The sequence below is a fragment of the Pseudomonas wenzhouensis genome (assembly GCF_021029445.1).
GTDB classification, from domain to species: domain Bacteria; phylum Pseudomonadota; class Gammaproteobacteria; order Pseudomonadales; family Pseudomonadaceae; genus Aquipseudomonas; species Aquipseudomonas wenzhouensis.
In genome coordinates this window covers 857,297-879,282 of record NZ_CP072610.1, presented here as the reverse complement: position 1 = coordinate 879,282, position 21,986 = coordinate 857,297, and the positions used below count along the sequence as shown (strand labels likewise).

Sequence of the window (21,986 nt, the reverse complement as noted above, 5' to 3'; positions counted from 1 at the left end):
AATACCTTCTCTCCGGGCACACAACCGGTGGATGAAAAAGCGTCATCCACTCTACGACCTGAAGTGTTATCGGTGGGCTAAAGCCCACCCTACGCGGCCTGAGTCATGATCGTTCCCACGCTCCGCGTGGGAACGCCTCCCCGGACGCTCCGCGTCCCGCACACCAATCATCGCCAGCCGGGCACGGCAGCATCGCCTCCGCTACAATGGCGCCCCGTTTTCCTGCCCGCATGAGTGACCGATGAGCCGCCCCGCATTCGACCCCGCCACCTACGACGCCCAACTCGCCGAGAAGAAGGCCCGCCTGGTCGAACTGCTGGCGCCCTTCGCCGCGCCGGAGCCGGAGATATTCGACTCGCCACGCGAGCACTACCGCATGCGCGCCGAATTTCGCCTGTGGCGTGAGGATGGCCAACGCCACTATGCGATGTTCGCCCCAGGCGACAAGCACACGCCGATCCTGCTCGACGATTTCCCCATCGCCAGCCTGCGTATCAATGAACTGATGCCGCGCCTACGTGCCGCCTGGCAGGCCAGCGAGGCGCTGTCGTTCAAGCTGTTCCAAGTCGAGTTTCTCACCACCCTGGCCGGCGATGCCTTGATCACCCTGGCCTACCACCGCCCGCTGGACGAAGCCTGGCAGGCCGAGGCGGAGAAACTGGCCGCCGAACTGAACGTCAGCCTGGTGGGACGCTCTCGCGGTCAGCGCCTGGTGATCGGTCGTGACTACGTGGAAGAGGCACTGAGCGTAGCCGGACGCACGTTCCGCTATCGCCAACCGGAAGGCGCCTTCACTCAGCCCAACGGTCGGGTCTGCGAGAAGATGCTGGGCTGGGCCCATGACGTACTCGGCAAGCGCGACGACGATCTGCTGGAGCTGTACTGCGGCAACGGTAACTTCACCCTGCCGCTGGCCACCCGCGTACGCAAGGTGCTCGCCACCGAGATCAGCAAGACCTCGGTCAACGCCGCCCTGGCCAACCTGGCTGACAACGGCGTGAACAACGTCGAACTGGTGCGCCTGTCCGCCGAGGAACTGACCCAGGCACTGAACGAGGTGCGCCCATTCCGCCGCCTGGCCGGCATTGACCTGAAAAGCTATGACTTCGGCAGCGTATTCGTCGACCCGCCGCGCGCGGGCATGGACCCGGACACCTGCGAGTTGACCCGACGTTTCCAGCGCATCCTGTACATCTCCTGCAACCCGGAAACCCTGGCCGCCAACATCGCCCAGCTCAGCGACACCCACAAGGTGACGCGCAGCGCACTGTTCGACCAGTTCCCCTACACCCACCATATGGAAGCGGGTGTGCTGCTAGAACGGCGCTGAGCCGTCCCTCGTAGCCCGGATGCAATCCGGGGTTTGCCTGCTGCCCAGTTCCCGGATTGCATCCGGGCTACAGCTCAGTGTGACACGCCGCGCAACGCCCACCAGGCCAAAGCGGCCGAGAGCACCTCGAGCAGCAGCGCGTAGAGATTGAAGGTCTGCTGCGCGCCGCCATCCAGCCACAGCCCGGCGAAGCGTGCCAGCGCCAGCACGCTGTACAGCAACACCAGCAGAAGCAGCGCCGGGCGCAACAGATCCAGACGCAGCAGCGCCATCGCCAGGTAGGCTGCAAGCCCCAGTTGCAGCCCTCCGTAATAGGCACGCACTTCCGTGACAGCAGCGCTGCCCATCAGCAGTGCGCCGCTGAAGCTGGCCATTTCCTCGGGACGGATGAAATACGCCAGCCCCAGCGCAGTCAGGGCCACGATCTGGATCGACAGGATGATTCGGGCAAACAGCATCGGCAGATTCCTGATCATCAAGGCATGGCCAGCATAGGCGTACCTGATCGCGACGCATAGTCGCAGGCACTTGGGCCGTGCCGGTAGCGGCGCTATGCTCAGCACTCAATCATCCGGAGCCTGCCATGCGTCGTTCCCTGCTCGCCCTCTGCCTCTTCACCAGCCTGGCCAATGCCAGCGAGCCCCCGAGCATCGATGTTCACCGCGATGCCAACTGCGGCTGCTGCAAGGACTGGATCAGTCACTTGCAGGACAACGGTTTCACCGTCAACGATCACGTCGAGACCGATATGCGTGCCGTCAAACAACGACTGGGCGTGCCGCCGCGTCTGGCTTCGTGCCACACCGGGGTGATCGACGGCAAGTTCGTCGAAGGCCACGTCCCGGCTGCTGACATTCTCAAGCTGCGCGAGCGTGTCGACCTGATTGGCGCCGCCGTACCCGGCATGCCCATGGGCTCGCCGGGCATGGAATACGGCGACCGTGTCGATCCCTATCAGGTGATTGGTCTGGACAAGCAGCAGCAGGATGTCGTGCTCAGCGACTACCCTGGCAACTGACGCGACTCAGACCACGAAACGCCTGCACCACCAGACCATGGCACAGGCACCGGCGCCGCACAGGGCAATCACCAGCGCCATGGGTACTGCCGAACCATCATGCAGCCAAGCCACCAGCGCCGAGGCGCTGGCCGCCACGCTGAATTGCATGCTGCCCAGCAGCCCCGAGGCACTGCCGGCATGACGCCCCTGCCCGGCCATGGCGCAGGCCGTGGCATTGGGCAGCACGCAGCCCAGACAGGCCACGCAGATGAACAACGGAACCATCAGCGGCCACAGTTGAGCTGGCTGCATCCAGGCCAGCACCAGCAGGCTCAGGGCGCTGAGCAGATACACCAGGACCATGCGCTGCAACCACAGCACCGGGCCACCGCGCCGCACCAGGCGCGCATTGACCTGCGCCATGATCACGAAGCCCGCCGCATTGGTGCCGAACAGCCAGCCGTAGTGCTCGGCCGGCACGCCGTACAGTTCGATGAACACGAAGGGCGAGCCGGCGATGTAGGCGAACATCCCGGCCATGGCGACACCGCCAACCAGGCTGTAGCCCATGAACGGAGCATTGCCGAGCAAGGCGCGGTACTGGCCGAAAGCCCCACTCAGCGGTGCCGGCTGCAGATGCTGCGGGCGCGTCTCCGGCAGCCCGAACATCACGGCCAGCAGACACAGCCCGGAGAAAATCGCCAGGCTGTGAAATATCCATGGCCAGCCCAGGGTATTGAGCAACAGGCCGCCTCCCAGAGGCGCCAGGATCGGCGCCAGGCCCATCACCAGCACCAATTGCGAAAAGACCTTGGCAGAGGCCAACGGATCGCACAGATCACGCACCACCGCACGGGTGATCACCATCCCGGCGCAGCCACCCAGCGCCTGAACGAAACGCGCCACGATCAGCCATTCCAGGCTCGGCGCCAGCGCACAGGCCAGCGATGCCGCCGTGAACAGTGTCACGCCTACCAGCAACGGCACACGCCGACCGAAGCGGTCGGCCAGCGGGCCATAGAACAACTGGCCGATGGCGATGCCGACGAAATAGGCCGCCAGCGACAGCTGCACATGCTCGACGTCGGTGGCGAACTGCTGCGCCAGAGCCGGGAAGCTCGGGAGATAGAAATCGATGGCCAGCGGGCCAAAGGCGCACAGCGCGCCAAGAATCAGAAGGGTACGCAGGTTCATGAGCATTCCGGGCCATTTGTTAGCTGGCTAATCATCTCACTGTTCGCGCCGCCCACGAAAGGCCAGCCAGTGCAACGCACTGTACCTGCGATTCCGCCAAAGTCTTGCGGCTCCGGCTCGGGGACATCGCGCCGGTAAAACAGGGTAGCCACCAGCAAGCGGGACAAAGTCGGTAAACTCGGCAGCCTCTGAGCCCAGTTTCAACACCCGGATCACCATGCGCAGAACCAAAGAAGACGCGGAGAAAACCCGCCACGCCATCCTCGCGGCAGCCGAACAGCTGTTCCTCGAACGCGGGGTCGCCCACACCAGCCTGGAGCATATTGCCCGGCATGCCGGTGTGACGCGCGGCGCGGTTTACTGGCACTTCCAGAACAAGGCCCACCTGTTCCACGAAATGCTCAATCAGGTACGCCTGCCGCTGGAACCCCTGGCCGAGCGACTGGCAGCCGCCGATGGCCTGTCATCGCTGCAACTGCTGCGCGACCTGTGCATCGAGGCCATGGCCAACCTGGTACTGGACGAGCAGCGCCGGCGCATCCTCACCGTGCTGCTGCGCCGTTGCGAGTTCACCGAAGAGCTGCGCGAGGCCGAGGAACGGCACGAGACCTTCGTCAATCAATTCATCGACCTGTGCGAACAGCAGTTCGCCTTGCCCACGGTGCAACCCTACCTGCAAGCAGGTATCAGCCCGCGCCTGGCCTCTCGTACGTTGCATGCGTTGCTCGTCGGCCTGTTCAGCGACTGGCTGCGTGATCCCCATCTGTTCGACGCGCAAACCGACACGCCGGCCATGATCGACAGCTGCTTTCGCGGCCTGCTGAAGCAATGGCCCTGGGTCGAGTCGTAGCGCTACGGTTAGACAGGCGCAACCTCATACCCCTCCTCACGGATCGCCGCCTGTATCTGCGCAGCATCCAGGACGCTTTCGACAGATACCCGCCCTGCGGCCAGATCGACTTCGACCCTGGCCGCCTGATCCAGCGCCTGGATCGCCTGAGTCACGGCGCGTACGCAATGGCCGCACGACATTCCACTGACCTTGAACTGCTGCATGTGCACACTCCTTGAAAGACGGGATGATGGGTGTAGTCTTGACCTTGCCACGATGGCAAGGTCAAGCCCTTACCGCCTGTCATTCGCCTGGTTTGCCCATGAGGACCCTCGCCATGCGCCCACTCCGTATCGCTCTTGCCCTGCTGTTGGCGCCCCTGGCTCAGGCCGAATCGCTGGCACCACTGCCCTCGACCAGCCAGGGTGAAGGCTACGCGGTGCTGATCGTCTCACGCGAACGCCTGGAGGTGGCCACCACCTGCGAGGTCGCGCTGTACCTGCATGACCAGATGGCCGCACGCCTGCATCAGGGCCAGTCGGTGTCCTTCAACCTGCCGCCAGGCAAGGTGTCGTTACGCCTGGGCCTGACTGGCAGCGGCCGCTGCCAGGACGGCATCACCCAGCTCACCGGGCAGTCACTGGAGCTGCTGGCCGGCGAAGTACGCCGATACCGCATCGCCATGGGCAGCGACGGTCTGCGCCTGCACGCAGCGCCTGCGCTGAACTGAAGGCTTGACCTTGCCATGGGGTCAAGGTTGATCCTGTCGCCATGCCTGCCATTAGAGAGCCTGCCATGATCACCTACGACCTGCCGATTCAGGGGATGACCTGCGCCAGTTGCGCCGGTCGTGTCGAGCGCGCGCTGGGCAAATTGCCGCAGGTGAACAGTGTCAGCGTCAACCTGGCCAATGAGCAGGCACGCATCGAAGCGCCTGCCGGGAGCCTTCCGCAGCTGATCGCCACCATCGAAGGTGCCGGCTACAGCGTACCCAGCCAGCCCCTGGAAGTGAGCATCGAGGGCATGACCTGCGCCAGTTGCGTCGGCCGTATCGAGCGCGCGCTGAGCAAACTGCCGGGTGTCAGCCAGGTCGCCGTCAACCTCGCCGACGAGAAGGCGCGCCTGCAGGTACTCGCCGGGTTCGACCCACAGCAGGCGGTGAAAGCCGTCACGGCCGCCGGCTACCGGGCACAGCTGCTCGGCGAACGTCCAGCGAACGATCAGGCCCAGCGTCGCTTGTACCGTGAACGTCTGACCCTGCTGATGGCCATCGCCCTAACCCTGCCACTGGTGCTGCCGATGCTGGTCGAGCCCTTCGGCCTGCACTGGATGTTGCCGGCCTGGGCGCAGTGTCTGCTCGCCACGCCGGTGCAGTTCATCTTCGGCGCACGCTTCTACCGCGCCGCCTGGCAGGCGCTGAAGGCCCGTGCCGGCAACATGGATCAACTGGTGGCCATAGGCACCAGCGCCGGTTACGGCCTGAGCCTGTACCAATGGGCCACGACACCAGCCGGGCAGATGCCGCATCTGTACTTCGAAGCCTCGGCCGTGATCATCAGCCTGATCCTCCTCGGCAAGTACCTGGAAAGCCGCGCCAAACGCCAGACCACCAGCGCCATTCGTGCTCTGCAGGCACTGCGCCCGGACCACGCGGTGCGCCTCGTCGACGGCCGCGAGGAGCGCGTCGGCATCGACGCCCTGGCGCTGGGCGACTGCATTGTGGTCAAGCCTGGTGAACGCTTCCCGGTCGACGGTCAGGTGCTCGAAGGCCACAGCCACGCCGACGAAGCGCTGATCAGCGGTGAGAGCCTGCCGGTGGCCAAGCAGCCCGGCGATAAGGTCACCGCTGGCGCCATCAACGGCGAAGGCCGCCTGCTGGTCGAGACTACCGCCCTGGGTGCCGAGACCGTACTGTCACGCATCATCCGTCTGGTCGAGGATGCCCAGGCAGCCAAGGCGCCGATCCAGAAGCTGGTAGACAAGGTCAGCCAGGTGTTCGTCCCCGCCGTACTGCTCATCGCACTGGCCACACTGCTGGGCTGGCTGGCGCTCGGCGCATCCTTGGAAAACGCCCTGCTCAACGCCGTCGCCGTACTGGTGATTGCCTGCCCCTGCGCCCTTGGTCTGGCCACACCGACCGCGATCATGGCCGGCACTGGCGTCGCCGCACGCCATGGCATCCTGATCAAGGACGCCGAAGCGCTGGAAGTGGCGCATGCCGTGCAGCACATCGCGTTCGACAAGACCGGCACCCTTACCGAAGGCAAACCGCGCATCGTCCATATTGGCCTGGGCGAGGCCAGCGAGGACGAATTGCTGCGCCTGGCCGGCGGCCTGCAGCAGGGCAGCGAGCACCCGCTGGCCAAGGCCGTATTGCAGCGCTGCGCCGACCAGCACATTGCCCTGCCAGCACTGAGCGACAGTCGCGCGCTGGCCGGTCGGGGGATAGCTGGCAGTGTCGAGGGTCGTAGCCTGCAACTGGGCAGCAGCCGCCTATTGGAAGAAAACCAATTGCAGGCGGGGGATCTGGCCGAATCCGCCCGCACCTGGGAGGCCGAGGGCCGTACCCTGTCCTGGCTGATCGAAACCGGTGACGCCCCTCGCCTGCTCGGCCTGCTGGCATTCGGTGATCAGCTCAAGGAAGGTGCGGCCGACGCCATCACCGAACTGCGTGCACAGGGCATCACCAGCCACCTGATCAGTGGCGACAACCAGGGCAGCGTGGCAGCAGTCGCCAGCGTACTGGGCATCGACCAACCTCACGCGCAGGTACTGCCGGCCGACAAGGCCCGCCTGGTTGGCGAACTGCGCAAGCAGGGCACCGTGGCCATGGTGGGCGACGGCATCAACGACGCGCCAGCGCTGGCTGCCGCGGACGTTGGCATCGCCATGGGCGGCGGCACAGATGCCGCCATGCACGCGGCCGGCATCACCCTGATGCGCGGCGACCCGCGTCTGGTGCCGGCAGCACTGGATATCAGCCGGCGCACCTACGCCAAGATTCGCCAGAACCTGTTCTGGGCCTTCATCTACAACCTGATTGGGATCCCGCTGGCCGCCGCCGGCCTGCTCAACCCGATGTTCGCCGGCGCCGCCATGGCCCTGTCCAGCGTCAGCGTGGTGAGCAATGCCCTGCTGCTCAATCGCTGGAGGCCACGCGCATGAACATCGGCCAAGCTGCCAAGCACACCGGCCTCAGCGCCAAGATGATTCGTTATTACGAGTCCATCGACCTGCTGCCCCATGCCGGGCGGTCGGAGAGTGGTTATCGGCAGTACAACACGGATGATCTGCATCGTCTGGCGTTCATCAGGCGCGCGCGGGATCTGGGGTTTTCTTTGGAGCAAGTCGGCAAGCTGCTGGCCTTATGGCAGGACAAGCAGCGCGCCAGTGCTGATGTAAAAGCACTGGCCGAAGAGCACATCGCCGAATTGGAGCGCAAGATTGCCGAGATGACGGCCTTGCGCGATACGCTGGTGGAGCTGGCGAACAGTTGTCAGGGCAACGACCGGCCAGACTGCCCGATCCTCAAAGGCATCGAGCAGAGCGTGAGCTGCGGCGCATCGAAATGCGCGCATGGAGGCTCCGTGTAGCCCGGATGCACTCCGGGGGAGGCTGCGAAAACCGCCCCGGATTTCATCCGGGCTACGGCAAGGCGCAGCCCCCGATAATCGCAGCTCAGCGCATCCAGGGCGGGATCGGTTCGGCGTCCTTGGGTTCGTCTTCGGCGTTGAGCAGCGCCTGTTTCTTTGCTTCCTCAGCCAGTGCAGCCTTGATTTCGCGCATCACCGCATCGATATCGGCGGCGTCTTCCGGTTCGGCGAACTCGCCAGTCAGCTGCGTGTCCGGCGTCAGCTTGCCGGCCTCGTAGAGTGCCCACATTTCCTTGGCATACTTGGTGTATCTCAGCTCCGGGGCGAACTGGCCGAAGTATTCGGCCATGTTGCGCACGTCGCGTTCGAGCATGCTGAAGGCGTGGTTGTTGGCAGCAGCGTCCACGGCTTGCGGCAGGTCGATGATCACCGGGCCTTCAGGGCCGAGCAGCACGTTGAATTCCGACAGATCGCCGTGCACCAGGCCGGCGCAGAGCATCTTGACGATCTCCTGGATCATGAAGGCGTGGAACTCACGGGCATCGTCCGGGTGCAGGTCGACGTCATTGAGCCGTGGCGCAACATCGCCCTCGCCGTCGCCCACCAGCTCCATCAGCAGTACGCCGTCGAGAAAGTCGTAGGGTTTGGGCACTCGCACGCCGGCATTGGCCAAACGGAACAACGCAGCGACCTCGGCATTCTGCCAGGCGCTTTCCTGTTCCTTGCGCCCGTACTTGCTGCCCTTGGCCATGGCCCGCGCCTGGCGACTGCCGCGTACCTTGCGGCCTTCCTGGTATTCGGAAGCCTGGCGGAAGCTGCGTTTGTTGGCTTCCTTGTAGACCTTGGCGCAGCGCAATTCATCGCCACAGCGCACCACATAGACCGCTGCTTCCTTACCGCTCATCAGTGGTCGCAGCACCTCATCCACCAGGCCGTCTTCGACCAGGGGTTCAATACGTTTGGGCGTCTTCATCGGTGTGGATCACGGATCCTGTCTGGCCAAGGGAATATTGCTGTGCATCCTCGCACAGCCAGACACCTGTTCAAAGGCTCCCGAGGCAGATGCCGGTAGATAGCGGCACAGATTGCACGAGGCAGCACATCAGGCACTCAGCAGATGCCGCCTGAGCGCCTCCATGGCATAACGCACCTTGGCCGGCTGAGCATCGCGCCTTGGCGTGACAAGATAGAGGCCGATGGGCTCCAGGCGCCAGTCTGGCAGCAAGGGCAGCAGCTCACCGCGACCGAGCAGATCACGAATCTCCGGCTCGGGCTGCAGCGACACGCCCATCCCCGCCAAGGTGAACTGCCGCGCAGCCAGGATGTTGTTGCAACTGATGCGCGTCTCCAGGCGCAGGCGTTGCTGCGCACCTGCTGGCCCCTGCAGGGTCAGGTGCTGGCTGCGCTCATGCCGCAGGCCTATCCAGTCGAGCCTGAGCAGCTGCTCCGGTGCCACGGGCATACCGCTACGTGCCAGATAGGCCGGAGCAGCGCATGGCAGCATGCGCCAGTCGGTGACATGACGGGCAATGAGACTGGAGTCTTCCTGCAGGCCGACGCGAATGGCCAGGTCGATGCGCGACTCGATCAGATCGATCTGCTCATCCTGAAAGAACAGGCTCAGGCTCAGCCCCGGATGAGCACTGAGCAAGGGTGCCAGCGCCTCGCACAACAGCGGCCCGGAAAAGCCAACCGGTGCGGCGACGCGCAACTCCCCCACCGGCGCATCACGCTGTTCGGCCAGGCGCTGTTCGGCCTGCTGAGCCAGTTCGACGATCTGCCGGCAGCTCTCGTAGAAGGTCGCGCCGGCTTCGGTCAGGGTCAGCTTGCGGGTGGTGCGATGCAGCAGGGTAACGCCGGTGGCCTCTTCGAGCCGGCGAACCTGCTGGCTGACCGCCGAGGCCGTCATGCCCAGGGCTTCGGCAGCGCCAACCATCGAGCCCCTGGCCACCACCGTGGCGAACAGCGCCATACGCTTGAGCTGCTCCATTATGAAGTCTCACTTAATTATCCAAGTGCATAAGGCCACTTTTTCTCGTGTTTATCCAGCAGCGATGATGTATCCACCTTCACTGCACGAGGTCTCCATGAAAATCGCCCTGATCGGTGCCACAGGCTACGTCGGCACACCGCTACTGGACGAGGCGCTGAATCGTGGCCATCAGGTCAGCGCTCTGGTGCGTCATCCACACAAACTGGCCGCACACCCTCAGCTCAACCCCGTACAAGCTGACGTACACAACAGCGCCACACTGAGCGAACAGCTCAATGGGCATGACGTGGTGATAAGCGCCTTCAACCCGGGTTGGGGCGTGGCGGACATCCGTGAGCAGTTCATCGCGGGTAGCCGCTCGATCATCGCCGCGAGCAAGCAGGCCGGCATCAGGCGTCTGCTGGTGGTCGGTGGCGCTGGCAGCCTGTACGTCGCGCCTGGCGTTCAATTGATCGATACGCCTGATTTCCCCGCCGAGTACAAGGAAGGCGCCGAGGGCGCACGCCAGGTGCTGAACATCCTGCGTGACGAACAGGCGCTGGAGTGGACCTTTGTCTCCCCCGCTGCCCTGCTGGTTCCAGGCCCATGTACCGGCAAGTTCCGCCTGGGCCGTGATGAGTTGCTGAGCAATGGCGATGAGCCGGGCAGCATTTCGGTCGCCGACCTCGCCGTGGCAATGCTCGACGAAACCGAGCAGCCGCAACACATCCGTCAGCGTTTTACCCTGGCGTACTGAACGCCGCTGACGCGGCGTACTCACAGCACAATCATCTTCCGAGAGGTTTCCTCATGACTTCATTCAGCAGCACGGCCTTCGTGGCAACCGACACCCCGGCCCGCTATATCAGCCGACTGTGCAAACACTTCGCGCACAAGATCCCGGTCAGCTTCGACGAGCATCAGGGCAACATCACGTTCACTTCAGGCCTGGCCACCCTCAAGGCAGAAAATCAGGGATTGCGCCTGCAGGTACAAAGCGACAACAGCGAAGACCTGCAGCGCCTGCAGGGTATCGTCGGCAGTCACTTCGAACGCTTCGTCTGGCAGGAAGAGCTGACCCTGGACTGGCAAGCCTGCTAGGAAACACTGCAAAAGCCGTCATGCCGGGACCGACGGGCACCGGGCTCCCGCTTTCGCGGGCGTGACGGTTGAGGGTGTTTCACAACCCGCCTGACCGCGATAGATCCGCCACCACGAACCCTTGACCGAGCGCCACGCCCACTCACGGCCGGACAGCGTACAAGCCTCCTGTCGACAGCAACTCATGCAGGCCAGAAACAGACGCAAAGCCCTTCAAATCATCAAGAATCAGTCGCATTTACAAAATTTACACCTCCCCGCAAGCCAGCATTCACGGCACTTGCGGAGCAATTCCAGGTTTCTCGATATCATCCGCAATTGAACCTTATATGCAAATCACTATCATCCCGGCCGTTCGCAAGTCTTACGACTGCACCCCCTTACTGCCAGGAGTAGATCGATGCCCGCTCTCAATTCCCGCACCGCATTGGCCAGCGCCATTGCCTTGGCCGCCAGCTTCGGCGCCCAGGCCAACGAGCCTATCGCCCTTGGCGATGTGGTCGTCAGCGCCTCCGGCTTCGAGCAGAAGATCACCGAAGCCCCCGCCAGCATCAGCGTGATCAGCCGCGAGGAATTGCAGCAGAAGCGCTACAGCAACCTGGCACAGGCACTGGAAGATGTGGAAGGCATCGACGTGCGCCAGGGCACGGGCAAGACTGGTGGTCTGAATATCAGCATTCGCGGCCTGCCCAGCGACTACACCCTGATTCTGATTGACGGCCGTCGGCAGAACACCGCCGGTAATGTCACGCCCAATGGCTTCAACGAAACCGCTACCAGCTTCATGCCGCCCATGTCCGCTATCGAGCGCATCGAGGTCATTCGCGGGCCGATGTCGACCCTGTACGGCTCCGATGCCATGGGCGGCGTAGTCAATATCATCACGCGCAAGGTCGCCCAGGAATGGGGAGCAAGCCTGAGCCTGGATCATACGTTCCAGGAAAACCGCGATTACGGCGAGGCAAGCAGTACCAGCCTCTACGCCAGCGGCCCACTGGTCGAAGGTCTACTGGGGCTCGCCGTACGTGGCAGCCTGTATGACCGGGGCGAATCCGATCTGCAGTTCGATGACAACAGCACTGTCAGTAAACGCGGTGCATCGCCCGTCGAAGGCCGTAATACAACCTTCGGTACGCGCCTGACGCTAACCCCGAACGAATCCAATGATTTCGCCCTCGACTTCGAACGTGGCCGTCAGGTCTACAACAACGATAACTGTCAGTTGGGCAATCTCGATGGCAAGAACGGCGGCAGCGCAACCGATGGCTGTACCACCAATGCGCCTTTGCGAGCCAATGGCTACAAGGATGAACTGCGCTTCGAACGCGATCAGATCGCCCTCAGCCATACCGGGCGTTTGAGTTTCGGCACCCTGGAAAGCAGCGTCACCCACAACACCACGGAAACCTTGGGCCGCACCATTCCAGGTAACCCGATTGGTAACGCCTACACCGGTTTCCCGTCGATCATCATCGGTGACGACCGCAAGCTGAAGTCAACCGACCTGGTTGTCGATAGCAAGCTGGTCGCCCCGCTGGGGGAATCTCACATCGCAACCATCGGCGCCCAGTGGTGGGACGCCAAGGTCACCGACAGCATCGCGGATAAGGATTTCCAGCAAACGTCCTGGGCGCTGTTCGCCGAAGATGAGTGGCGCCTGCGTGAAGACCTGGCACTGACTCTGGGCGCGCGCTACGAGGATCATGAAGCCTTTGGTGGCCATATCAGCCCGCGCGCCTACCTGGTGTGGAACACAACGGACACCTGGACCCTGAAGGGCGGCGTAAGCCGTGGCTACAAGACCCCGACACTCAACCAGTTGCATGACGGCATCAATGGTGTAACGGGCCAGGGTTCGACAATCACTATCGGTAGCCCCGACCTTGATCCGGAAATCACCACCAACACCGAGATCGGTGCGTACTACGACAACCTTTCCGACTTCAACGCCAACGTCACCCTGTTCCATAACAAGTTCAAGGACAAGATCGATGACGGCACCCCGCTGGCCAACTGTTTCTACACGGCGAATCCGAATCAGCCAGGCTGCGTAAGCTACGGCTCGGGCTTCACTCAGGAGAACTTCGCCCAGAGCGTGAATATCGGCGAAGCCGTCACCCGGGGTGTCGAGGTTGCAGGCCGCTGGGAGTTCGCCCCTGCCTGGGCATTGGCCGTCAACTACACCTACACCGACAGCGAGCAGAAAAGTGGCATCAACAAGGGCGCGCCACTCACCAACACCCCCGAGCATATGGCTCACGCTCGCCTGAGCTGGGCAGCCAATGACCGCCTGACACTGTGGTTCAAAGGCGAATATCGCGGCGAACGCGCTCGCTTTACTGATCGCTACGAGAACCTGACTGCCGCAAACCAGACCCTGTTCGACGCAGTCGGTGATCTGAAAGCCTATGAGGTCTTCCACCTCGGCGGCTCCTTCAAGGCCTCGCAGAACGTGACCTTCAGCGCCACGATCTACAACCTGTTCGACCGGGACTTCACCAGCGGCAGCTACTACACCACCAACACCGGCACCACCGGCTGGGCCTCGGACTATACGCAGATCGCGCAGTCCACCAGTGGCACCCTCGAGGAAGGTCGCCGTCTCTGGCTGTCGACGGTTATCGAGTTCTGATGCCATGCCGCCGCTCCATCCGGAGCGGCGGCTTCACTGGTGAACGTCATCGGCAGACGAACGCATAGCCCTTGCCAATAAGAACCAGCCTCAGAAACACCCGGAATAGAATCCCCGCCTCCTTCTTTCGAGCACGCTGCACATGCCCCGACTCCCCTGGCTCGGCACCCTGCGCCAATGGCACTGGATCAGTTCCGCGCTCTGCCTGGCCGGCATGCTGCTGTTCGCCATCACCGGCATCACCCTCAACCACGCCGGGCAGATCGAAGCCCGCCCGCAGGTACAGCAGCGGCAGGCGCAACTGCCCGCCGAGTTGCAGGCGCAGTTGCTGCAGCAAACGCCCAATCAGGGTTTGCCGCTGGCCTTGCGTCAATGGCTGGAGCAGAGCCTGCAAGTGCGCCTCGACGGGCGTAGCGCCGAGTGGTCGGATGGCGAGCTGTATATCGCCCTGCCGCGCCCAGGTGGCGACGCCTGGCTGAGCCTCGATCTGCACTCCGGCGAGCTGGAATACGAAGCCACCGACCGTGGCTGGATCGCTTACTTCAACGACCTGCACAAGGGCCGCCATACCGGCACGGCCTGGAGCTGGCTCATCGATATCTTCGCCGCAGTCTGCGTGTTGTTCAGCCTCACTGGCCTGCTGCTCCTGCACCGCCATGCCGGCAGCCGCCCCTCGACCTGGCCACTCACGGGTCTGGGCCTGTTGCTGCCGCTGCTGCTGGCGCTTGTTTTCATCCATTGACGAGGTGGCCATGTCCAGACCCTTGTTGTTCGCCTTTACCAGCCTGCTCAGCGCCCCGCTGCTGGCGGCACAGATGACCGTCGAGGTCGAGATCCCGCGCCTGCAGGTCGCCGAATACCACCGCCCCTATGTGGCCGTCTGGCTGGAGGATGCGGGCAACCGTCACGCCGCCGATCTGACGGTGTGGTACGACATGAAGATGAAGGATGCCGAGGGCGAGAAATGGCTCAAGGATCTGCGCCAGTGGTGGCGCCGCAGCGGGCGCAACCTGGACATGCCGGTCGATGGCATCAGCGGCGCCACCCGCGCCGTAGGCAAGCACAGCCTGAGCTTCGCCAGCGACAGCCCGCAGTTGCAGAACCTGGCGGCGGGTGAATACCAACTGGTCGTAGAGGCTGCACGCGAAGTGGGCGGCCGCGAACTGCTGCGTGTGCCGTTCACCTGGCCGCCGCAGCAGCGCAACCAGGCCAGCGCCCAGGGCCAGCACGAGCTGGGCGCCATCACCCTCGAACTCACCCCATAAGGAAATCACCATGAACAAGACCTGCAAATGGGCCGCACTGACCCTGGCCCTGTGCCTGCCTTTCTCCGCTCAGGCGCACCGCGCCTGGATGCTGCCCTCGGCCACCGTACTGTCCGGTGAGGAGCCGTGGATCACCGTCGACGCCGCCGTCTCCAATGATCTGTTCTACTTCGAGCACTTCCCGCTGCGTATCGCCGGTGTCGGCGCAATGGATCAAGCACCGGCCGGTGGGCCACCCGGCATGCGTCTGCGCCCGGCCGCGCAACTGCAGATCCAGGCACCGGACGGCAGCCTGCTGCAACCGCAAAATGGCCATATCGGCCGCTACCGCAGCAGCTTCGACCTACCCCTTTCACAGAAGGGCACCTACAAGCTGAGCATCACCAACCACGGCCTGTTCGCCTCCTACAAGGAGAACGGCCAACAGCGGCGCTGGATGGGCAGCGCCGAGGCCCTGGCCAAGGAAATCCCGGCGGCCGCCGAAGAGTTGCAGGTCAGCCAGACCTCCAGTCGTATGGAAGTCTTCGTCACCTCCGGCAAAACCACCGACACCGTGCTGTCCACCACCGGCAAGGGTCTGGAACTGCAGCCGGTGACCCACCCCAATGACCTGTTCGCGGGCGAAGCGGCCGAGTTCATCCTGCTGCTCGACGGCAAGCCTGCCGCTGATGTGGCAGTGAGTGTGATCCCCGGCGGCAACCGCTATCGCGACCAGCTCGGCGAGATCGAATTGAAGAGCGATGCCCAGGGCCGTGTCAGCATCACCTGGCCCGAGGCCGGCATGTACTGGCTGGAAGCCGAGCTGGAAAGCGACCAGGCACAGGCGCCCGCCACCCGCCGCCGCGCCAGCTACAGCGCAACCCTCGAAGTGCTCGCCCCCTGAGCCAATGCGCCCCCTTCGCACATGACCAGGGGGCGCATCCTGCACACCTGCGGCAACCATTGCGGGTATGCAGCCACCGTAGCCCGGATGCAATCCGGGAATGAGCACCACGCCCCTCCTGAATTGCAGCCGCACCACGGATCATCATGACGCCCCAACTCGCCCCCTTCCTGCAGCGCTACTGGCCCGCACTTGCCTGCCTGAGCCTGGCCGCCCTGCTGTTCTGGCTGCAGCCGCCACGGCACATCAGCGCCGCGCTGGCCGTGCTCGCCTGGCTAGGGATCTGCGTGCGAAGCTGGCGTCCCCGCTCCGCCTGCGCCGTCCCCGTCAGCGAGACAGGCGAGCCCTTGTTCGTCGCCTACGCCAGCCAGAGCGGCCAGGCGCGGGCATTTGCCGAGCTGAGCGCCGAACAACTGCGCAGCGCCGGCATCGCTGCACAGGCACTGCCCTGCGATGCCCTGCGCGCCGAACGCCTGGCCTCCAGCAGCCGCCTGCTACTGATAGCCAGCACCTACGGCGAAGGCGAGGCGCCGGATCACGCGGCGCGCTGGCTGCGTGAGCTCGACCAGGCCCAACCGGACCTGAGCCGGCTCGACTTCGCCCTGCTCGGCCTGGGGGATCGCCAATATCGGCATTTCTGTGGTTTTGCTAGGCAACTGGACCAGCGACTGCAAGGCCTCGGCGCGAATCCCCTGTTCGACCGCCTGGAAGCCGACCGTGGCGACCCGGCCGTGCTGCGTCAGTGGCAGCAGCAACTCGGCGTGCTGGCTGGCGGGCAGCACTTCGCCGCTTGGCAGGCAGCCGATTACCAGCCCTGGCAACTGCTCGCACGTCACTGTATGAACCCCACCAGCCAAGGGCGCCCCGCGTTCCACCTGCGCTTGCAGCCAACAGACTACATGCCGGCCTGGCAAGCCGGCGATATCGCCGAAGTCGCCCCCTGCCAGCCGACCGAGCGAGTCGAGGCGTTGCTGCGCACGCTCCAGCTCGATGGCCAGCTACGCCTTGGCGATGGCCAATCCCTGAGCGCACAACTGGCTCGCCGGCAATTGCCGGATGACCTGCAAAGCCTGCGCGGCCTGGATGCCGAAGCCGTGCTGCAAACGCTGCCCCTGCTGGCGCATCGTGACTACTCCATCGCCTCGCTGCCTGATGACGGCGCGCTGGAATTGCTGGTGCGCCTGCTGCAGGACGCCAAAGGCCAGCCCGGCCTGGGTTCCGGCTGGCTGTGCCAATACGCGCCCATCGGCGGGGCTGTCGAGCTGCGTATTCGCAGCAACCCGAGCTTTCACCTGCCGACAGCCAGCGGCCCGCTGATCCTGATCGGCAACGGCACCGGCCTGGCCGGCCTGCGCGCCCACCTGCGCGAGCGTGAGCGCCTGGGCCAGCATGGCCACTGGTTGCTGTTCGGCGAACGCAACGCCGCCTGCGACCTGTTCTTCGCCGACGAGCTACGCACCTGGCAGCGCAGCGGCCACATCAGCCGTCTCGACCTGGCGTTTTCCCGCGATCAGGCGCAAGCGGTCTACGTACAGCACCTGCTGCGCGACGCTGCTGATGAGCTGCGCGCCTGGATCGAACGTGGCGCCAGCCTGCTGCTGTGCGGCAGCCTGCAAGGCATGGGCGAAGAGGTCGATGCGCTGCTGCACGGATTGCTCGGCCAGCAGCAGGTGACGGCCTTGCGCGAAGCCGGACGTTACCGGCGCGACCTTTACTAGTCTGCTGTCCTTCAAGACACGACGCGGACAAGATATTGCGCCAAACACTCAGACAAGAACGCCCCGAACCAGTCGGGGCGTGTTGTCTCAGGACGCGCGGCCTCAGCCTCAGAAGCTGTAGGTCGCCGACAGAATGGCCGAGCGACCATCACCGTATTCGATAGCGGACGAACGCGCCGAGGTGCCTGGCGTTTGGCGCACGCGCTCGACGTAGTCCTCATCGAAGAGGTTGTTGAGGTTCAGCTGCAGATCCAGGTTTTCATTGACCGCATAGCCGACCATGGCGTTATGCAGCCAGTACGCGTCGAGCTTGGCGCTGCCACTGGAGCTGACATTACGTTCGCTAACGTAACGTGCGCCATAACCCAGGGACCATCCGGCGGGTAGCTCGTAGACCGTCCACAGGTTGAACGAACGCGGCGGCGTATTGGCCAACGCCTGCCCCTCGCGCGCGATCCCGGCGGCTGTGTCCGCAGCCTTGAGGGTTTCGCTGCTCAGTACCGTGTAATTGGCAAACACATCCCACTGCTCGGTGATGTGGCCCGTCAGGCCCAGCTCGATACCTTGCACACGCTGTTCGCCGGCCAGCTGGGTGCTGCCGTCAGCCATGGTTTCTCGGGCATTGGACTTTTCCACCCGGAACAGCGCGGCATCGACCTCAAGACGCTTGTCGAGCAGTTCCCACTTGGTGCCCAGCTCCCAGGTCTTGTTCTTTTCCGGCGACAGATCGGCGGTCGCTGCCGACACTCCACCGCCCGTGGTCACCAGGAACTCGGCCGATGGATTGAACGAGGTGCCGTAGGCCACATAGATGCGCCCATTATCGGTGGGTTTGTAGACCAGGCCGGCTCGTCCACTGAGCTTTTCATCACGGGTATCAAGCGTGGTTAGCGCACCTGACGGTAGCGCCGTGCTTTCGTAGTCACCCTCGATCCAGTCGTAGCGCAGCCCCAGATTCACATCCCATTGCGGGTTCAGGGCAATGGTGTCGAAGACGTAGACAGCCTGATTGTCCAGGCGCGTCGAGGTGTCGGCAGTGAATGTCTTGTTGGCCGGGCCAGCCCAGTAACCCGGCGGATTGTCCAGCGAATAGCCGTTACCCGGATACGCGGCTGCGCCTGAGCCCAGGCCGTGGTTGTAGGTCTTCAGATCGAAGTGCTCACGCGATACCTCGACCCCGGTGGCCAGGCTGTGCAACAACCCCAAGGTCTCGAAGTCGGCGCGCAGGTTGGTCTGATTGATCAGCAACTCACTGTTGATATCACGCCCGTAAGCCTGCGGGCCGGCGGGGCGATAGTTACCTGCCGGCACACCCGTGGTGTTGACGTGAGAAGCCGAGATCACCGTATTGCGGTCGATCAGGCTGTAGCGCGTCAGATTCTGCAGGCTCAGGCTGTCGTTGAAGGTGTGCTCGAACTTGACCGTGAAGGCATCGGTCTTGATGTCGTCCTTGTCCAGATTCTTCCAACCGAAATAGGCGTCACGGTCGACACCGGCGATCTTCTTGCCATCGATTGCCGGGACACCATAATCGGGCAACTGATCATCGGTCTGATGGAAGTAACTGAGCGTCAGGCGCGTGTCCTCACTCAGCCCCAGCGCGAGCGAAGGTGCGATGCCCCAACGCTTGCGGTCGATCTGCTCACGACCGGGCACATCGTTTTCGTGTGTCATCAGGTTCAAACGGAACGCGCTGTCGACGCCGACATCCTCCAGCGTCTGATTGCTGTCGAGTGTCAGGCGATGATAGCTGTCGGTACCCAGGCTAGCGCCGAGGCGAGTGAAATCGCGCTGTACCGGCGCTTTGGTGACCTGATTGATGGAGCCACCGGTGGTCCCACTGCCGCCGAATACCGAGTTGGGCCCTTTGATCACCTCGACCGACTCGATATTGAAGGTGTCGGTACGGTTGGTCTGGGTGCTGTCGCGCAACCCGTCGATCTGCATATTGGCGTTGGCACCGAAACCACGAATATTGATGCTGTCGCCTGAACCGCCACCGCCCTCGCCTGCGGTGAAAGTGATACCCGAAACGTTCGACAAGACCTGGCGCAGACTCAACGCCTGCTGCTGCGCAATCACCTTCTGCGGTACTACCGTTACGGTTTGCGGTGTATCGAGTAAGGGGGCTGTGTACTTGACCGAAGACGACTCGCTGGTCTTGAAGCCCTCCTGGCGCTCTCCTTTGACGGTCACGCTATCGAGCTTTACCGACTCGGCAGCCATTACCGGCAGCGCAAGCGACGCAACGGCTACCCCGATAGCAGTCACTAACAGACGTTTGGCAGGCAGGGTTTGGTAGTTATTCCTGGCACTCATTCAATATGACCCATCGTTAGCTATTGATAATTATTTACAAAAAACTCACACATGACTACGCCTGAGTTTCCGCAGAGCAAGCGGCAGACAGCCCGTCGGCATTCAGCGCCGTGGGCGCAGGTATAGTATTTGTAAATATTTCAATGTCAAACAAGAATCAATATTAATTAGATTCCGCCAATGAACAGCCTGCCTCTAGCATGATCGATCCCTCGCTCAGCCACGGGGGGCACTCCAGATTGACTGGGGCGCAATTGCTTGCAGGTTCCGACAGCCTGTCAACGCCATGGCCACTTCCAGCTCGGCGCGCAGTATTTGCAGCACATGGGCGACGCCAACAGCGCCAGCCGTAGCCAGGCCATACACGTACGGCCGGCCTATCAGTACCGCATCGGCGCCCAACGCCAACGCCTTGAAGATGTCACTGCCACGCCGAATACCGCCGTCGAGCAACAGCGGCACCCGACCCTGCACGACCGCAGCGACTTCGGGCAGCACATCGATGGTTGCAGGCAGACCATCGAGTGTGCGACCGCCATGGTTGGAAACGATCAGCCCATCCATGCCCGCCGCCAGCGCCTGCTCGGCATCGACCCCGCTCATGATGCCCTTAAGCAGAATCGGCAAACGCGTCTGCTCGCGCAGCCAGGCGAGGTCGCGCCAGGTCGGCGCAGCCGCCAGCAACGGGCCGCCCAGGAGCAGGCTGCCGTTCTGCGGATCGGCCTGTGCCTGCAAGGGTCGCATCCCACGCAGATTGACTGCCTCGACACCCGCCGGCAAGGCGAAACCGGCGCGCTGCTCGCGATTGCGTACACCGTTGACCGGGGCATCCACCGTCAGCACCAGCGCCTGGTAACCGGCGCTTTCTGCTCGATGGATCAAGGCCGCAGTGAATGCGCGATCCGGCTGGATATACAGCTGGAACCAAAGCGGCGCCTGCGCCTGCGCCGCGATGGCTTCCAGCTCGACACTGGCCTGAGTGCTGACCACCATGCCGGCCCCCAACGCTGAAGCCGCAAGCACGCTGGCCAATTCACCATCAGGATGGGCGAGCTTCTGGTAGGCCACCGGTGCAAGAAAGATCGGATGATCGAAGTCCTGACCGAACAGGCGCAGGCGCGTATTGCCAGCGCTCAGGTCTTGCAGCACTCGGCTACGCAGACGCAGGCGCTCGAACGCCGCCCGGTTATCCGCCAGGGTCAGTTCATCCGCCGCGCCGCCGGCCAGATAGGCCCAGGCCTGTTCGCTCATGCGTTCGCGGGCATAAGGCTCATAGTCGGCTACGGCGGCGATGGTGGACGGGATCTGCTGCAACTTGGGCAAGGTCATGGCGATTCTCAGCGCGTTGTCATCGTCGATTCGTAGACCGGATGCAATCCGGGACATGCAGCCCAGAAAGCGCGGAGCTGGCTCACGTCTGCGTCCATTGCCGCAACAGGTTGTGGTAGATCCCGGTCAGTCGTACCAGTTCGGGACTGTCGGGTACCTGCTCACGCAGCGCCTGAATACTGTCATCCAACTCAAGCAGGACGCTGCGCTGAGGCTCCTCACGTACCAGGCTCTGCACCCAGAAGAACGCTGCCAGGCGCGCCCCCCGTGTCACCGGCTCGACCCGGTGCAGGCTGCCACTGGGATAGAGCAGCAAATGGCCAGCGGGCAACTTGGCCCGGTGACTGCCAAAATGGTCGTGAACGACCAGCTCGCCACCGTCATATTCGTCCGGTTCGCTGAAGAACAGAGTCGCCGAGAGGTCGGCACGAATCCGATGCGGTGTGCCCGGCACGCTGAATACCGCATTGTCGATGTGGTCACCGTAGGTGCCACCTTCGGCATAGCGATTGAAACGCGGCGGCACCACTTTCAGTGGCAACGCAGCGGCCATGAAACGCGGATGCTGGGCCAGGCAGGCCAGGATGAAATCACCCAGTTGCTGGGTCAGCGGATCGTCCTGAGCGAGCTGTTGATTGGCCTTGACGTTCACCGCCTGATGCCCGGCGGTGAACCGGCCATCCTGCCAGTTGCCACCTTCAAGCGCGGCGCGGCATTGCCGTAGTTGTTCGGCATTCAGCACGCCGGGAATGCTCAGCATCATGTTCGGGGTTCTCCAGGGCCAGTCGCCGTTGCGAATGATTCTAAAGGGCAGCAGC

At 63.4% G+C, this 21,986-nt stretch carries 21 protein-coding genes; 13 read left to right on the top strand and 8 right to left on the bottom strand.

Annotation, left to right across the window (positions count from 1 at the left end):
- Positions 1–241 precede the first annotated feature (241 nt).
- On the top strand, positions 242–1,330 hold the full coding sequence (trmA, locus tag J7655_RS03940; RefSeq protein WP_230926665.1) for a tRNA (uridine(54)-C5)-methyltransferase TrmA: 1,089 nt from the start codon (positions 242–244) through the stop codon (positions 1,328–1,330).
- Positions 1,331–1,404: 74 nt separating this feature from the next.
- On the opposite strand, the gene J7655_RS03935 is transcribed toward trmA, so the two are convergent.
- Positions 1,405–1,788, bottom strand: coding sequence for a DUF4345 family protein (locus J7655_RS03935; RefSeq protein ID WP_230926664.1), 384 nt, complete (start codon positions 1,786–1,788; stop codon positions 1,405–1,407).
- Between the two features lie 125 nt (positions 1,789–1,913).
- Here J7655_RS03935 and J7655_RS03930 point away from each other — a divergent pair, with 125 nt between their 5' ends.
- On the top strand, positions 1,914–2,348 hold the full coding sequence (locus J7655_RS03930) for a DUF411 domain-containing protein (RefSeq protein ID WP_230926663.1): 435 nt from the start codon (positions 1,914–1,916) through the stop codon (positions 2,346–2,348).
- Positions 2,349–2,354: 6 nt separating this feature from the next.
- On the opposite strand, the gene J7655_RS03925 is transcribed toward J7655_RS03930, so the two are convergent.
- Positions 2,355–3,524 carry a Bcr/CflA family multidrug efflux MFS transporter gene (locus J7655_RS03925; RefSeq protein WP_230926662.1) on the bottom strand — a complete coding sequence of 390 codons (1,170 nt, stop codon included), beginning with the start codon at positions 3,522–3,524 and terminating at the stop codon, positions 2,355–2,357.
- Positions 3,525–3,741: 217 nt separating this feature from the next.
- On the opposite strand from J7655_RS03925, the gene J7655_RS03920 reads away from it, so the two are divergent.
- Positions 3,742–4,374, top strand: coding sequence for a TetR family transcriptional regulator (locus tag J7655_RS03920; protein WP_147812382.1), 633 nt, complete (start codon positions 3,742–3,744; stop codon positions 4,372–4,374).
- 8 nt (positions 4,375–4,382) lie between these two features.
- On the opposite strand, the gene J7655_RS03915 is transcribed toward J7655_RS03920, so the two are convergent.
- A complete protein-coding gene (locus tag J7655_RS03915) occupies positions 4,383–4,580 on the bottom strand; it encodes a heavy-metal-associated domain-containing protein (RefSeq protein ID WP_147812383.1) in 198 nt (65 codons plus the stop codon).
- A 113-nt stretch (positions 4,581–4,693) separates the two neighbouring features.
- Between J7655_RS03915 and J7655_RS03910 the strand changes: the two genes are divergently transcribed.
- The 3 genes from J7655_RS03910 (at position 4,694) to cueR (ending at position 7,949) form a co-directional block, all read left to right on the top strand.
- The gene (locus tag J7655_RS03910) at positions 4,694–5,086 is read left to right on the top strand and encodes a hypothetical protein (RefSeq protein WP_230926661.1); all 393 of its coding nucleotides are present in this window, start codon (positions 4,694–4,696) and stop codon (positions 5,084–5,086) included.
- Between the two features lie 65 nt (positions 5,087–5,151).
- On the top strand, positions 5,152–7,521 hold the full coding sequence (locus J7655_RS03905) for a heavy metal translocating P-type ATPase (protein WP_230926660.1): 2,370 nt from the start codon (positions 5,152–5,154) through the stop codon (positions 7,519–7,521).
- On the top strand, positions 7,518–7,949 hold the full coding sequence (gene cueR, locus J7655_RS03900) for a Cu(I)-responsive transcriptional regulator (protein ID WP_230926659.1): 432 nt from the start codon (positions 7,518–7,520) through the stop codon (positions 7,947–7,949). Before J7655_RS03905 ends, cueR begins: the two co-directional genes overlap by 4 nt.
- An 85-nt stretch (positions 7,950–8,034) precedes the next feature.
- Here cueR and J7655_RS03895 read toward each other — a convergent pair whose 3' ends face one another.
- Both J7655_RS03895 and J7655_RS03890 read right to left on the bottom strand, forming a co-directional pair.
- Entirely contained in the window at positions 8,035–8,922 is an 888-nt protein-coding gene (locus J7655_RS03895; RefSeq protein WP_230926658.1) for a PA4780 family RIO1-like protein kinase, read from the bottom strand.
- Positions 8,923–9,051: 129 nt separating this feature from the next.
- Positions 9,052–9,939 (bottom strand): LysR family transcriptional regulator, encoded by an 888-nt coding sequence (locus tag J7655_RS03890; protein WP_230926657.1) that lies wholly within the window; start codon positions 9,937–9,939, stop codon positions 9,052–9,054.
- 97 nt (positions 9,940–10,036) lie between these two features.
- Between J7655_RS03890 and J7655_RS03885 the strand changes: the two genes are divergently transcribed.
- The 7 genes from J7655_RS03885 (at position 10,037) to J7655_RS03855 (ending at position 17,520) form a co-directional block, all read left to right on the top strand.
- The gene (locus J7655_RS03885) at positions 10,037–10,678 is read left to right on the top strand and encodes an NAD(P)-dependent oxidoreductase (RefSeq protein ID WP_230926656.1); all 642 of its coding nucleotides are present in this window, start codon (positions 10,037–10,039) and stop codon (positions 10,676–10,678) included.
- Between the two features lie 53 nt (positions 10,679–10,731).
- On the top strand, positions 10,732–11,022 hold the full coding sequence (locus tag J7655_RS03880) for a DUF2218 domain-containing protein (RefSeq protein WP_230926655.1): 291 nt from the start codon (positions 10,732–10,734) through the stop codon (positions 11,020–11,022).
- A gap of 400 nt (positions 11,023–11,422) precedes the next feature.
- Positions 11,423–13,654 carry a TonB-dependent receptor domain-containing protein gene (locus tag J7655_RS03875; RefSeq protein ID WP_230926654.1) on the top strand — a complete coding sequence of 744 codons (2,232 nt, stop codon included), beginning with the start codon at positions 11,423–11,425 and terminating at the stop codon, positions 13,652–13,654.
- A 142-nt stretch (positions 13,655–13,796) separates the two neighbouring features.
- Positions 13,797–14,396, top strand: a complete 600-nt coding sequence (locus tag J7655_RS03870) for a PepSY-associated TM helix domain-containing protein (RefSeq protein ID WP_230926653.1) — start codon at positions 13,797–13,799, stop codon at positions 14,394–14,396.
- Between the two features lie 10 nt (positions 14,397–14,406).
- On the top strand, positions 14,407–14,919 hold the full coding sequence (locus tag J7655_RS03865) for a DUF2271 domain-containing protein (RefSeq protein WP_230926652.1): 513 nt from the start codon (positions 14,407–14,409) through the stop codon (positions 14,917–14,919).
- Between the two features lie 10 nt (positions 14,920–14,929).
- Positions 14,930–15,802 (top strand): DUF4198 domain-containing protein, encoded by an 873-nt coding sequence (locus J7655_RS03860; protein WP_230926651.1) that lies wholly within the window; start codon positions 14,930–14,932, stop codon positions 15,800–15,802.
- A gap of 146 nt (positions 15,803–15,948) precedes the next feature.
- Positions 15,949–17,520 (top strand): sulfite reductase subunit alpha, encoded by a 1,572-nt coding sequence (locus tag J7655_RS03855; protein ID WP_230926650.1) that lies wholly within the window; start codon positions 15,949–15,951, stop codon positions 17,518–17,520.
- Between the two features lie 108 nt (positions 17,521–17,628).
- Here J7655_RS03855 and J7655_RS03850 read toward each other — a convergent pair whose 3' ends face one another.
- The 3 genes from J7655_RS03850 to J7655_RS03840 all read right to left on the bottom strand — a co-directional run bounded on the left by J7655_RS03850 (position 17,629) and on the right by J7655_RS03840 (position 21,931).
- Entirely contained in the window at positions 17,629–19,839 is a 2,211-nt protein-coding gene (locus J7655_RS03850) for a TonB-dependent receptor (protein ID WP_230926649.1), read from the bottom strand.
- Between the two features lie 216 nt (positions 19,840–20,055).
- Positions 20,056–21,168: an alpha-hydroxy acid oxidase gene (locus J7655_RS03845; protein WP_230926648.1), complete on the bottom strand. Its 1,113-nt coding sequence runs from the start codon at positions 21,166–21,168 to the stop codon at positions 20,056–20,058.
- Between the two features lie 82 nt (positions 21,169–21,250).
- Positions 21,251–21,931: a Fe2+-dependent dioxygenase gene (locus J7655_RS03840; RefSeq protein WP_230926647.1), complete on the bottom strand. Its 681-nt coding sequence runs from the start codon at positions 21,929–21,931 to the stop codon at positions 21,251–21,253.
- Between the last annotated feature and the right edge of the window lie 55 nt (positions 21,932–21,986).

Coding starts and splice junctions, on each gene's coding strand:
- J7655_RS03885 (WP_230926656.1), top strand. CDS start 10,037: ATGAAAATCGCCCTGATCGGTGCCACAGGCTACGTCGGCACACCGCTA.
- J7655_RS03865 (WP_230926652.1), top strand. CDS start 14,407: ATGTCCAGACCCTTGTTGTTCGCCTTTACCAGCCTGCTCAGCGCCCCG.
- J7655_RS03875 (WP_230926654.1), top strand. CDS start 11,423: ATGCCCGCTCTCAATTCCCGCACCGCATTGGCCAGCGCCATTGCCTTG.
- J7655_RS03840 (WP_230926647.1), bottom strand. CDS start 21,931: ATGATGCTGAGCATTCCCGGCGTGCTGAATGCCGAACAACTACGGCAA.
- J7655_RS03880 (WP_230926655.1), top strand. CDS start 10,732: ATGACTTCATTCAGCAGCACGGCCTTCGTGGCAACCGACACCCCGGCC.
- J7655_RS03860 (WP_230926651.1), top strand. CDS start 14,930: ATGAACAAGACCTGCAAATGGGCCGCACTGACCCTGGCCCTGTGCCTG.
- J7655_RS03870 (WP_230926653.1), top strand. CDS start 13,797: ATGCCCCGACTCCCCTGGCTCGGCACCCTGCGCCAATGGCACTGGATC.
- J7655_RS03910 (WP_230926661.1), top strand. CDS start 4,694: ATGCGCCCACTCCGTATCGCTCTTGCCCTGCTGTTGGCGCCCCTGGCT.
- J7655_RS03845 (WP_230926648.1), bottom strand. CDS start 21,168: ATGACCTTGCCCAAGTTGCAGCAGATCCCGTCCACCATCGCCGCCGTA.
- trmA (WP_230926665.1), top strand. CDS start 242: ATGAGCCGCCCCGCATTCGACCCCGCCACCTACGACGCCCAACTCGCC.
- J7655_RS03850 (WP_230926649.1), bottom strand. CDS start 19,839: ATGAGTGCCAGGAATAACTACCAAACCCTGCCTGCCAAACGTCTGTTA.
- J7655_RS03920 (WP_147812382.1), top strand. CDS start 3,742: ATGCGCAGAACCAAAGAAGACGCGGAGAAAACCCGCCACGCCATCCTC.
- J7655_RS03930 (WP_230926663.1), top strand. CDS start 1,914: ATGCGTCGTTCCCTGCTCGCCCTCTGCCTCTTCACCAGCCTGGCCAAT.
- J7655_RS03935 (WP_230926664.1), bottom strand. CDS start 1,788: ATGCTGTTTGCCCGAATCATCCTGTCGATCCAGATCGTGGCCCTGACT.
- J7655_RS03890 (WP_230926657.1), bottom strand. CDS start 9,939: ATGGAGCAGCTCAAGCGTATGGCGCTGTTCGCCACGGTGGTGGCCAGG.
- J7655_RS03855 (WP_230926650.1), top strand. CDS start 15,949: ATGACGCCCCAACTCGCCCCCTTCCTGCAGCGCTACTGGCCCGCACTT.
- J7655_RS03895 (WP_230926658.1), bottom strand. CDS start 8,922: ATGAAGACGCCCAAACGTATTGAACCCCTGGTCGAAGACGGCCTGGTG.
- J7655_RS03905 (WP_230926660.1), top strand. CDS start 5,152: ATGATCACCTACGACCTGCCGATTCAGGGGATGACCTGCGCCAGTTGC.
- cueR (WP_230926659.1), top strand. CDS start 7,518: ATGAACATCGGCCAAGCTGCCAAGCACACCGGCCTCAGCGCCAAGATG.
- J7655_RS03925 (WP_230926662.1), bottom strand. CDS start 3,524: ATGAACCTGCGTACCCTTCTGATTCTTGGCGCGCTGTGCGCCTTTGGC.
- J7655_RS03915 (WP_147812383.1), bottom strand. CDS start 4,580: ATGCAGCAGTTCAAGGTCAGTGGAATGTCGTGCGGCCATTGCGTACGC.